8 protein-coding genes are annotated in these 11,947 nt (G+C 65.0%); 5 read left to right on the forward strand and 3 right to left on the reverse strand.

Annotated features, from left to right (window positions below; all coding sequences use genetic code 11):
* Positions 1–5 precede the first annotated feature (5 nt).
* Positions 6–923: an AraC family transcriptional regulator gene (locus tag VEZ38_RS00110; protein ID WP_324890680.1), complete on the reverse strand. Its 918-nt coding sequence runs from the start codon at positions 921–923 to the stop codon at positions 6–8.
* 145 nt (positions 924–1,068) lie between these two features.
* Here VEZ38_RS00110 and VEZ38_RS00115 point away from each other — a divergent pair, with 145 nt between their 5' ends.
* The 4 genes from VEZ38_RS00115 to VEZ38_RS00130 all read left to right on the forward strand — a co-directional run bounded on the left by VEZ38_RS00115 (position 1,069) and on the right by VEZ38_RS00130 (position 7,807).
* Entirely contained in the window at positions 1,069–2,247 is a 1,179-nt protein-coding gene (locus tag VEZ38_RS00115; RefSeq protein ID WP_324890682.1) for a galactokinase, read from the forward strand.
* A gap of 31 nt (positions 2,248–2,278) precedes the next feature.
* Positions 2,279–3,280, forward strand: coding sequence for a UDP-glucose 4-epimerase GalE (gene galE, locus VEZ38_RS00120; protein WP_324890684.1), 1,002 nt, complete (start codon positions 2,279–2,281; stop codon positions 3,278–3,280).
* The gene (locus VEZ38_RS00125) at positions 3,277–4,848 is read left to right on the forward strand and encodes a UDP-glucose--hexose-1-phosphate uridylyltransferase (protein WP_324890686.1); all 1,572 of its coding nucleotides are present in this window, start codon (positions 3,277–3,279) and stop codon (positions 4,846–4,848) included. Before galE ends, VEZ38_RS00125 begins: the two co-directional genes overlap by 4 nt.
* Positions 4,849–5,059: 211 nt before the next feature.
* A complete protein-coding gene (locus VEZ38_RS00130) occupies positions 5,060–7,807 on the forward strand; it encodes a hypothetical protein (RefSeq protein ID WP_324890688.1) in 2,748 nt (915 codons plus the stop codon).
* An 820-nt stretch (positions 7,808–8,627) separates the two neighbouring features.
* Here the strand turns inward: VEZ38_RS00130 and VEZ38_RS00135 are convergent.
* Positions 8,628–9,638, reverse strand: coding sequence for an LLM class flavin-dependent oxidoreductase (locus VEZ38_RS00135; RefSeq protein ID WP_324890690.1), 1,011 nt, complete (start codon positions 9,636–9,638; stop codon positions 8,628–8,630).
* 28 nt (positions 9,639–9,666) lie between these two features.
* The gene (locus tag VEZ38_RS00140; RefSeq protein WP_324890692.1) at positions 9,667–11,109 is read right to left on the reverse strand and encodes an RsmF rRNA methyltransferase first C-terminal domain-containing protein; all 1,443 of its coding nucleotides are present in this window, start codon (positions 11,107–11,109) and stop codon (positions 9,667–9,669) included.
* A 98-nt stretch (positions 11,110–11,207) separates the two neighbouring features.
* Between VEZ38_RS00140 and VEZ38_RS00145 the strand changes: the two genes are divergently transcribed.
* Positions 11,208–11,947, forward strand: a 740-nt coding sequence (locus VEZ38_RS00145) for an NAD-dependent epimerase/dehydratase family protein (protein ID WP_324890694.1), incomplete at its 3' end; no start/stop codon positions are given.

An 11,947-nucleotide genomic window follows, 5' to 3' on the forward strand; every position in this document is an offset into this window, starting at 1 on the left:
TTGCCCTAAAATTTCTTCAGCGATTGGCGGTACTGCGACGGCGACTGGCCGTACGCGCGCTTGAACTGCTTCGAGAAGTACAGCGCGTCCGCGAAGCCGACGGACGAGGCGACCTGCTCGACGGTCAGCTCGAGCCGCTCGCGCAGCAGCCGGCGCGCCCGGTCGAGACGGAGCCGCACGAGGAACGCGACGGGCGTCACGCCGGTGCGCTCCCGGAAGACGCGCGACAAGTACGCGCGGTTGTAGCCGAGGCTCTCGGCCATCAGCTCGATCGTGATCGGCTCCGCGTATTGCGCGGTCATATAATGGATCGCCTGCCGCGTGAGCGCCGCCCCCGGCCCGTCGCCGCCGGCATCCCCCGCGCCGGTCCCCGGCGCGGCTTCCGCCGCCCGGCGGGCGTCCGCGTACGCGGCGAGCAGCTGCAGCAGGCAGCCGTTGGCGCGCAGGTTCGCGCCGGCGTCCTTGTCGCGGAACGTCTTCATGACGCGCTCGAACCATCGCCCGGCGCGCGCGGCGTCGCCGGCGACCGCCGTCGGCGCCTCCGGCGCGACGCCGGCCGCGCGGACGAGCCGCCCCGCGTCCTCCCCCTTGAACGCGATCCACCGGTATTGCCACGGCTCGCGCTCGTCCGCGGCGTACGACACCAGCGCCCCCGGAAAGATGAAAAAGCTGTCCCCTGCTCCTAGCGCGTACTCATGTCCTTCCGTCGCGTATGTCCCGCGGCCGCTCTCGACATAATGGATGAGGTAATGGTCGAACACCTTCGGCCCGAGGCGATGCCCGGGCTTCGTTTGGCTGCGGCCGGAAAACAGGACGGCGAGCGAGACGCCGGCGCCGTCGGGGTCCGGGTTGGACACGACGGCGTAAGTCGGCTTCGGCGGCTGCGGCCGCGCGGCCGTCCGATCGGAATTCGAAGAGGTCATAGGCGAGCGTCCTCCGATGCCTTTTCCCCCCACTATATCACAAATCTCCATATCGCGATAACATCGCTCCATAGCGGGCGGCGATCGAACGCACTATACTGAACCTATCAAGCACCTATATTCCATGCAAAGGACGGATCACCCGATGGCGGACCTGCAACGGTTGAAAGAAGAGTTCGTAAAGCTGTATGGCGGCTCGGCGGAGACGGTCGAAGCGTTCCACGCGCCCGGACGCGTCAATCTGATCGGCGAGCATACCGACTATAACGGCGGGTATGTGTTCCCGGCGGCGCTGACGTTCGGCACGACGATGCTGGCGCGTCCCCGTGAGGATCGGCAGCTCGGCCTCGCCTCGCTGAACTTTCCGGGTCAGGTAAAACATTTCTCCATAGAGGACCTGCAGTACGACGAAGCGGACGACTGGATGAACTACCCGAAGGGCGTAGCCGCGTTCCTGCAGCAGGAAGGCCTCGCGTTCCAGCGCGGCTACGACGTGCTGTTCTCCGGCGAAATTCCGAACGGCGCGGGCCTCTCGTCGTCGGCATCGATAGAGGTCGTGACCGGCTACGGGCTGCTGGCGCTCGAAGGGCAGAACCCGATCGACACCGTGAAGCTGGCGCTGCTCGCCCAACGCGTCGAAAACAAATTCGTCGGCGTCAACTGCGGCATCATGGATCAGTTCGCGGTGGCGAACGGCAAGAAGGATCACGCGATCCTGCTCATGTGCGACACGCTCGAGTACGACCTCGTGCCGTTCAACAGCGGCGCCTATAAGCTTGTCATCGCGAATACGAACAAGCGGCGCGGCCTCGTCGACTCCGAGTACAACGCGCGCCGCTCCCAATGCGAGCAGGCGGTGCAGGCGCTTCAGGCGCGCATCCCGGGCCTGACGCTGCTCGGCGAGCTGACGCTCGAGCAGTTCGAGGCGAACGAGGATGCGATCCAAGACGAAGTCGTTCGCAAGCGCGCGCGGCACGTCGTGGAGGAGATCGACCGGGTGAAGCGGGCGGTGGCGGCGCTGAAGGAAGACGATCTGCGGGCTTTCGGGTCGCTCATGAACGGCTCGCACGAGAGCCTGCGCGACCTGTACGAGGTGAGCTGCAAGGAGCTCGACGTGCTGGTCGAAGAGGCGCGCGCGATCGACGGGACGATCGGCTCCCGCATGACGGGCGCGGGCTTCGGCGGCTGCACGGTGTCGCTCGTGCACGAGGACGCGATCGACGCGTTCAAGGCGCAGGTCGGCGCGAAATATAAAGAACGGACCGGCCTCGAGGCGGCGTTCTACGTCGCGGACATCGGGGACGGCGTGAAGCGGGCGGAGTAGCATTTTCCAGATCGGGAGAGGGGTTGGGACCATGGCGGTACTAGTAACGGGAGGCGCGGGCTATATCGGTTCGCATACGGTAGCGGAGCTGCTGGCGCAAGGCGAGGACGTCGTCGTCGTCGACAGCCTGGAGACGGGACACAAGGAAGCGGTACTCGGCGGGAAGCTGTACGTCTGCGACCTGCGGGACGAGGCGGAGATGAAGAAGGTATTCGCGGAAAACGACATCGACGCCGTCATCCATTTCGCCGCGAATTCGCTCGTCGGCGAGAGCATGACGAATCCGGGAAAATATTATCACAATAACGTCTATGGGACGTTGTGCTTGCTGGAGCGGATGCAGGAGGCCGGCGTGAAGCGCATCGTATTCTCGTCGACGGCGGCGACGTACGGCAACCCCGAGCGGGTGCCGATCGAGGAGAGCGATCGAACCGAGCCGACGAACGCGTACGGCGAGACGAAGCTCGCCATGGAGCGTATGATGCGCTGGTTCGATACGGCGCACGGCATCAAGTACGTGTCGCTGCGGTATTTCAACGCGGCCGGCGCGCACGAGAGCGGCAAGATCGGCGAGGACCACAACCCGGAGACGCATCTCATTCCGGTCGTGCTGCAGGTCGCGCTTGGGGCACGCGAAGCGATCGCGATGTTCGGCGACGATTACCCGACGCCGGACGGCACGTGCGTTCGCGACTACATCCACGTGCAGGATCTGGCCGACGCGCATATTCTCGCGGTAAAGAAGCTGCGAGACGGCGGCGAGAGCGCCGTGTATAACCTCGGCAACGGCCGGGGCTACACCGTGCGCGAGGTGATCGAGGCGGCGCGCCGCGTGACGGGTCATCCGATCCCGGCGAAGGTCGAGCCGCGCCGCGCGGGCGACCCGGCGGTGCTCGTCGCGTCGTCGGCGCGCACGACGGCCGAGCTCGGCTGGCAGCCGAAGCGGGCGTCGCTGGAGGCGATCATCGCGAGCGCGTGGAGCTGGCATCAGGCGCATCCGAACGGCTACGCCGACAGGAGCGAGCGGCCATGACGGCGGCGGCGGGCAACGGCGGCTTCGCGGCCGGCGTCGACGCGGCGTACGAGGTCGAGCGGCTGCTCCAGTATGCGGCGCGCAAGGGGCTGATCGAGCCGCTCGACGTCGCCTTCTCGCGCAACGCGCTGCTCGAGCTGCTGCGGCTCCCCGAGCCGCACGCCGGCGCAGCGCCGGAGGAGACGCTCGACTCGCCCGTCGAGCCGCTCGAACGGCTGCTCGACTACGCGGCCGAGGCGGGCATTCTCGAGGAAAACACGCTGACGCACCGCGATTTGTTCGACACGCGGCTGATGGGCGCGCTCATGCCGCGGCCGTCCGAGGTCGTGAAGGAATTTCGGAGCATCGCCGGCAGCGCCGGCGTGCAGGCGGCGACGGATCGCTTCTACGCGCTGTCGATCGACTCCGCTTATATCCGCATGGACCGGGTCGCGCGGAACTTGTACTGGCGGACGCCGACCGACTTCGGCGAGCTGGAGATCACGGTCAACCTGTCCAAGCCGGAAAAGGACCCCCGTGAAATCGCCCTGCTGAAATCGGCGCCGTCGGTTGCGTACCCGAAATGTCTGCTATGCGCCGACAACGTCGGCTATGCGGGCCGGCTCAACCATCCGGCTCGTCAAAATTTACGCGTCATTCCGCTGAAGCTCGACGGAGAGGACTGGTTTTTCCAATATTCGCCGTACGTGTATTACAACGAGCATAGCATCATTTTCCATAGCGGCCATGTCCCGATGCAAATTTCGGATCGCACGTTCGATCGGCTGCTCGACTTCCTCGAGCAGTTCCCGCATTACTTTATCGGGTCGAACGCGGACTTGCCGATCGTCGGCGGGTCGATCTTGAACCATGACCACTTCCAAGGCGGGCGCCACGTCTTCCCGGAGGAGAAGGCGCCGATCGCGCGGACGTTCGCGCATCCCGACTTCCCGGACGTGCGGGCGGGCATCGTGCAATGGCCGATGTCGGTCGTGCGGCTCGTCTCGCGCTCGCGCGCGCAGCTGCGCCGGGCCGCATCGGCGATGCTCGCCGGATGGCGGGCGTACAGCGACGAGTCGGTCGACGTGCGCGCCTTCACCGGCGACACGCCGCACAACACGATTACGCCGATCGCGCGCATGACGCCGAACGGCGAATACGAGCTCGATCTCGTGCTCCGCAACAACCGCACGAGCGAGGAGCATCCGGACGGCATATTCCATCCGCACCGGGAGCTGCACCACGTCAAGAAGGAAAATATAGGGCTGATCGAGGTCATGGGGCTCGCGGTACTGCCGGGCCGGCTCAAAGACGAGCTCGAGGGCATCGCGGCGCTGCTGACGGGACGCTCGGCGGATTTCGGCTGGCGCGACGACGCGGGGCATCCGCTCGGAAAGCATGCCGAGTGGATCGACCGGCTGCTCGCGGCGCACGGGACCGGCCTGCAAGAGGCGGAGGCAGAAGCGCTCCTGCAGCGCGAGGTCGGCGGCATCTTCCTTCGCGTGCTCTCGGACGCCGGCGTGTTCAAGCAAGATGCGCAGGGACAGTCGGCGTTCGCGGCTTTCCTGCAGTCGATGGGATATCAATAGTTTCTGATGTGTACCGAAGGGGCCCCTGCGACCGAAGCGACAGCGACGGCGGAAGGGGTCCCTCTTTCGCGTTCGGGCGCGCATTCCGCACGGTTCGGCCTGCGCTTTCGCCCGCATGCGCCGAATCGTCCAAATTTCTAATGCCAAATCACCCGAATCCTACTATAATTGGAACATTCATAAGATTAGCAACTAGGGAGAGAATTCATCGATGACGAGAGGGCTACGAGCGGCGGGAACAGTGTTGTTGTGCGCGTTGTTGGCGGTCCCGGGGCTGACGCCGGCGCCTGCGGAGGCAGCCGAGGTACCGGCGCTGACGCAAATTTCGCTGGGGCGCTATCATGCGGTAGCGGTCGACGCGGCCGGCCAGGCGTGGGCGTGGGGGATGAACAACGGCGTCGATCCGACCGAGGAAGACGGGTTGGTTGAGGAGGATTTCACCGATTACGGCGCGCTCGGGAACGGGCATCTGGAGTATGGCGGGTTGTATCCGAACCGCGTGCTGTCCGAGGACGGTTCCGGGAACGTCGCCGCGTTGACGGGCATCCTGAAGGTCGCTGCGAGCCGCGGTTTCAGCGTCGCGCTGGACGATTCCGGGCAAGTGTGGACTTGGGGGCGGGACGACGCCGGACAATTAGGCGACGGCGACATCTCGACCGATCCGAGCCCCTACGCCAGGCAGGTAAGCTTGCCGGAAGGGATCGCCGATATCGCGGCCGGCGAACGCCATATTCTCGCCGTCGGCGCCGTCACCGGCAAGGTGTACGCTTGGGGCGATAACGACTGGGGACAACTCGGCAACGGAGCGTCGGGCGCGGCCGTCGTCGAGCCGGCGGAGGTGTTGACGGCGCCGGGCGTCCCGTTGACCGGCGTCGAGCGCGCGTTCGCAGGCGACGTGTTTTCCTTCGCGTTGACCGGCGACGGACAGCTATACGCTTGGGGCAGCGACCAATACGGCGAGACCGGCTTGGGCGACGTCGGCGCGGTCGTCGCGTATGCCGTCGAAGTGACGAGCTTGACGAACGTGCAAGCCGTCTATACCGGTTGGGCGGCCCAGAGCGTCTATGCGGCGGTCGGCGAGGGGGACTCCGTCACGGACGCAGTGTACGGCTGGGGCAACGAGCCTGCGTATTTGCTGGACGGCTCCGGCGACACGCCGCAATATATCGAAGCGCTGACAGCGCTGCAGCCTGAGAGCATCGCGGTAGGCTTCCACTATATGCTGGTTGCGGCCGCGAACGGCGACGTATACGGCGGGGGACAAAACTACGAATATCAACTGACGTTCGACTTCGACGGGCCGGGCTTCGGACCGATCCCGAAGCTGTCCGGCACGGCGGGCAAAGGGGTCGACCGCGTCGTCGCGGGGTATCGCAGCTCGCTCGCTCGTACGTCGGACGGCGGCTGGCTCGGCTGGGGGTATAATGACGACGCCCAGCTCGGTACGGAAAACTGGGGCTGGAATCTGCTGATGGATCCGACCGCCGTTCGCGAAATGACGTTCGAGACGTTCGACTGGACGGTGTATTTGAGTACGAGCGACGGCACGGCACTTGCGGAACAAGAGGTGCGCCTCTCCGATTATGCCGGCTACGGAGCCCAGAGCGGATACACAGATTCAGATGGGCGCATCACGTTCACGAGCGTCATGCCGATGGAACACGAATTGTTAGTTCTGCATGAGGCCGGATTGTACAATTACGCTGATGTCGTGCCGTCGGCGGGCGAGGATGAGACGTATCTTACGGTCGTCCAATCATGGGAACCTTACGAGCTTAAGCTCTACGATGACGGCGATACGGAAAATCATATCGTCGGATCGCTGAGCTGGTCGGGGCCGGAAGGCGACGTCCCGGCGGATCAGCGCTACGAGGCGTACTTCGTCGACGCCGAAGGGGATAAACTCGAGGAGGATGCTTGGATCCTATCCTATCAGGAGTCGATCTCGCAAACCGATACGACGTTTGACGTCGCCGTACCTGCGGAAGCGGCGGGCATTCGCCTGTTCGTCACGCGGCCGAGCGATCCAAGTTGGGGGGAGCGGCCCTCCGCGGCTTGGGCGCTCATTCCCGATTATCCGACCCGCGCGATCGGCAACCCGAGGTTTTACGACGCGAACGCTGCGGCGAACGTCGTGGACGGGCGGGTTCGGTGGGACGCGATGGATAACGAGACCGGAATCGCCTTTTACGATATCTTCCTATTCGAATACGAATCCGAAACGCAGCAATTAGTAGCCAGACAGCCGGCGGGCGAGGGCGCGTACGCTGTAACCTTGCCTTCCATGCCTTGGAACGACGATGCAGTGCTGCACATTCGAGCTACGGACGGTAAGGGACATTACGGCAACCCCAGGGTCGTCGGCCTCTCGGACAGTCGGGTAGAACCGCCGGGCGCGCCTATTCCAAACGGATTATCCGCCCCGAGCGAAGCTTGGATTACGGACGATTCCCCCGACGCAGGCGTCAGCGGCATGCTCTATTGGCATTATTGGATTCCTAGCTACGATGAAATCGAATCGGAACGTCCTACGGGCTTTAACGTCTATTCGATGCGAGAGGTCGATGGCGAATGGGAGAAGGTCAGCCTGCTGGCGTTCGTGCCCGTTAACAGCTACCTCGGGGGAGGGGAAATGTCCTTCTCGGTATATTTCCCGAGTTCCCCGTTGGAAGGCGCGACGCATTTCGGCATCTTCGCGGCGGGCGAGGACGATACGGAAAGCGCGGAGGGAGTCATCCCCGATCTTTATCCTTACGCGTACCCGATCGATTACAACGCAATCTTCCAAGCGATCGACGCGAACAACGACGGAAGCACGAACATTATGGAAATCGGAGCGTTCCTGCGGACGGACGGCGCCGATCTCGACGGCGACGGCAGCCTGTCCATGGAAGAAGCGCTGTTTTTGTTAAAGCACTTTATAACGCCGACGGCGGTGGAGCCGTATTACGTCCATTAACGTTGCTTTGAAAACCCTCGTCTGATATGATAGGAGCACATTCTATCCCTTCGGACGGGGGTTTTTGCGTTGCGGCAAGCGATCAGGAAAACGGCGCTCGCCCTCGCCGTCTTCCTGGGCGGCGAGCCAGTTCTCGGGCCGGTTTCTTGCGGTCGGGAGCGCAGCGGCGGGAACGGCCGCGCTGCTTTACTTCGCGCTCGAACGGGACCGTTCCCTTGCCGCTACGCATTCGTAGCCGGCGGTGCTTTCGGACTCGAGGGAAGCTTCACGACGACCATCGTCGTAGGTTTCGCCTCCGCGATCCTAGCATTGAGACGTGCCTAACCGGTACTCTGTATGTCCTTCCCGCCTGTTCCGTTTTGTTCAGGCACTCCGGGCCCTTTCCCATCCGTTTCCCTCTGCGCAGGTACTCCGTGTGCTTTTCCCACCTTTTACCCTTAGCTCAGGTGCTTTGTTCGTCCTCCTTAACTTAGGAACAGCATGCGCCTTTTCCACTTGTTTCCCTTTGCTCAGGCACTCCGTGCGCCATTCCCACCTGTGCCCGGCTCAGGTATTTCGTGCGATTTCCCGCCTGTCATCTTGCTCAGTAAAGCTAGGTGGGCTAATTGCTTCGCAGATAAGCATTGTCCTATTACAAATTCTGAGTTAAGGGACACAGGTGGGAAAGGGCGAGGCGGGGGCTTGACTAGGCCTCCCCCCGGGAGGTGCGTAGCTGAGCTAAGGGACTCGGGTGGGAAAGCGCGGGGCAGGGGCTGACCCGCGCTAGGTCGCAGCTGAACTAGGATGCTGGCGGAAAAGACCGGGGCGTGATGACGCTAGGTTAGCGCCCGCCGAGCCCGAATGCGTCGGCTAGCAGCTCGTAAGAGCGGATGCGGGCTGCGGGGTCGTGAATCGGGGAGACGATCATGAATTCGTCCGTTCCGAATCGTTCGCCGGCCGCGAGCAGATCCGCCTTCACCCGGTCGGGCGTACCGACGAAACGGCGCTGCCGGGCGAACCGGATGCGCTGCAGGTCGTATTCCGTGTACGGGTAGTCCTCCGCCGTCGCGACGGACGGCAGCTCGGTCAGCTCGAGCCCGAGTTCGAGTCGCAGGAAAAACAAATCCGTACTGAGCGCGAGGCGATTCGCCTCCTCCTCGGTATCGCCGCAAATCGCCAGCACCGCGATGAGCGAGCGGGGCGCGTCGTTATACGGCGAAGGCCGGAACGATTCCCGGTAGATGCGCATGGCTCGCTCGCCTTCCGCGACGCCGAAAAACTGCGCGAAGCCGTACGCGAGTCCTTGCCGGGCGGCGATGCGCGCGCTCTCGTCGCTCGAGCCGAGCAGCCAGACGTCCGGTGCGGTCGGCAGCGAAGGCGACGCCAGCAGACGGGCGAACCGATGATCGGGAGGCAGCGCGTCGTGCAGGTAGCCGAGCAAGTCCTCGACCTGCTCCGGGTACCGGTCGATCTCGACGCGCTTGTCCTCCTGCAGCGCCCGCGACGCCAGCGGCATGCCGCCGGGGGCGCGGCCGAGGCCGACGTCGATGCGGCCCGGATGGAGCGCCTCGAGGAGCCGGAAATTTTCCGCGACTTTATACGAGCTGTAATGCGGCAGCATGACGCCGCCCGAGCCGAGGCGGATGCGTTCCGTGTGCGCGCCGAGGTGCGCGAGCAGCACCTCGGGGCTCGAGTGAGCGAGCGTCCGCATGCCATGGTGCTCAGACACCCAGTAGCGCTCGTACCCGAGCCGATCGGCCGCTTGCGCGAGCCGCGTCGTTTCTGCGAGCGCGTCCGACGCCGTGCGCCCTTCCGCGATATGCGATTGATCCAATACGCTGAGTTTGGCCAATTGTTGTCAACCTCCTTCGGTTCGGAACCTAGACGCCCATCCGGCGAAGTCCCTTCGGATAGAAATTTTTAAGCGTGCCTTTCGATTCCTTGCCCCAGCCGACGGGAAAGCCGTCGTACGTGACGACCAGCCAGCCGCGGTCTTCGCCGCTCGCCAGCGTCTCGCCCCGAAAATACGCGTCCGCCGCCCGCTCTCCCCCGTCGAGGAGCTCGTACTTGTGCCGAAAACGATCGGCGGGGAGGGCGAGCGCCAGCGCGTGGTTCGGTTCGAAGCGGTCCTTCTTCAGCTCCCCCAGATGCAGTCCCGGCCGCACGGCGCGAAGGCCCGTCAGGTCGGGGCAATCCTCCGGCAATCGGTACAGCTGCGGGCCGTACGCCGCGAACGTCCCGTCGACCTGGCCGACGATCGTCTCGGCTTCGAACGCGCGGTACAACGCCAGCTGCTGCCGGGTGGGGGCCGGGGAGCCGCCCGAAGGGCGCCGCTTCCCGGCCGGCGCCGCCGCGCCGTCGCCGCCCGCCGCATCGACGGGCGCGTTCCCGCCGTCCGCCTTGCGGAGCTTCGCCGCGAAGTGGCCCTCGCCGCGCACCCGATGCGGCCACAGCCGCGCCGCGCCGGCGAGCCGCTCGTTGCCGCCCGCCGTCCACGCCGGCACGCCCGGCGATACGCCGCCGACGAGCGGCAGCGGCTCGAGCTCGAGCGCCGGATGGCGCGCGAGCAGCGCCTCGATCGCGCGCTCGTTCTCCTCGGGCGAAAACGTGCACGTCGAGTACACGAGCGTGCCGCCGCCGCGCAGCATCGCGACCGCCGCGTCCAGCAGCTCCGTCTGGAGCCGCGCGCAAGCCTCGACATGCGATTCGCTCCAATACGCCGCCGCCTCGGGGTCCTTGCGGAACATGCCTTCCCCGGAGCAAGGCGCGTCGACGAGGATGCGGTCGAAGTAGCCGGGGAACCTCGCCGCGAGCCGCTCCGGCGTCTCGTTCAGCACGAGGCAATTCGCGAGTCCGAGCCGTTCGACGTTTTCGGATAACGCCTTCGCCCGCTTCGCTTCGTACTCGTTCGCGATAAGGAGCCCGCGACCCGCCAGGGCGCCGCCGATGTGCGTCGTCTTGCCTCCCGGCGCCGCGCACAGGTCGAGCACGCGCTCGCCCGGCTGTACGCCGAGCTGGGCCGCCGGGTACATCGCGCTCGGCTCCTGCATGTAATACAGCCCTGCCGCGTGGTACGGATGCTTTCCCGGGGCGGACGCGCCTGGCTCGTCGACCACCGCGAAGCCCGTCTCGCACCACGGGACGGGGGCGACGCCGAACGGAAGCTTCCGCGCGAGCGCGGAGGCGTCGAGCTTCAGCGGGTTCGCGCGCAGGCCGATCGCCCGCGGGGCGTCGTAGCTCGCGAACCATGCCTCGGCCTCGGGGCCGAGGAGACGTTGCATTTTCTCAAGGAACGCTTTCGGCAGCTGCGCCGTCGTCGTCACGGGTCGAACACCTCGTTTTTCCAATGTTGCTTCCCATGATATGATGATTTTGTCCAAAAAACAAAGTCCGGTTCCGGCCGGCGGGAGGCGAGAAGCGAATGGAAACCGTCATCGTGACCGGCGCGGCCGGGTTTATCGGGTACCATACGGCGCGGCGGCTGCTTGACGAAGGCGTCCGGGTCGTCGGCGCCGACGACATGAACGATTATTACGATCCCCGGTTGAAGCGGGACCGCCTCGCGCTGCTGCAAGCCGCGGACGGCTTCGCGTTCGTCGAAGGGACGATTGCGGAGCAAGCGACGGTCGACGCGGCGTTCGAGGCGGCCGGCGGCGCGCCCTATGTCGTCCACCTCGGCGCGCAGGCGGGCGTGCGGTACAGCCTTACGCATCCGGAGAAGTACGCGGCTTCGAACCTCGTCGGCTTCGTGCAGGTGCTCGAGGCGTGCCGGCATGCGGGGGCGAAGCACCTCGTTTACGCGTCGTCGAGCTCGGTCTACGGCGCCAACGTGACGATGCCGTTCCGGACGAGCGATCCGGTCGATCATCCGATCAGCCTGTATGCCGCGACGAAGAAATCGAACGAGCTGATGGCGCATACGTACAGCCACTTGTTCGGCTTGCCGACGACGGGGCTCCGGTTCTTCACCGTGTACGGCCCGTGGGGGCGCCCGGACATGGCTTATTTTTCGTTCACCCGCGACATCCTCGCCGGCCGGACGATTCGGCTGTTTAACAACGGCGATATGCGCCGCGACTTCACTTACGTCGACGACATCGTCGAAGGCGTCGTTCGCGTCATGCGACGCCCGCCCGGGCCGAACCCGGCGTGGGATCGCGC

Origin of the sequence: Paenibacillus sp., from assembly GCF_035645235.1 — a bacterium.
Taxonomy (GTDB): domain Bacteria; phylum Bacillota; class Bacilli; order Paenibacillales; family YIM-B00363; genus Paenibacillus_AE.

Coding starts and splice junctions, on each gene's coding strand:
- VEZ38_RS00110 (WP_324890680.1), bottom strand. CDS start 923: ATGACCTCTTCGAATTCCGATCGGACGGCCGCGCGGCCGCAGCCGCCG.
- VEZ38_RS00115 (WP_324890682.1), top strand. CDS start 1,069: ATGGCGGACCTGCAACGGTTGAAAGAAGAGTTCGTAAAGCTGTATGGC.
- galE (WP_324890684.1), top strand. CDS start 2,279: ATGGCGGTACTAGTAACGGGAGGCGCGGGCTATATCGGTTCGCATACG.
- VEZ38_RS00125 (WP_324890686.1), top strand. CDS start 3,277: ATGACGGCGGCGGCGGGCAACGGCGGCTTCGCGGCCGGCGTCGACGCG.
- VEZ38_RS00130 (WP_324890688.1), top strand. CDS start 5,060: ATGACGAGAGGGCTACGAGCGGCGGGAACAGTGTTGTTGTGCGCGTTG.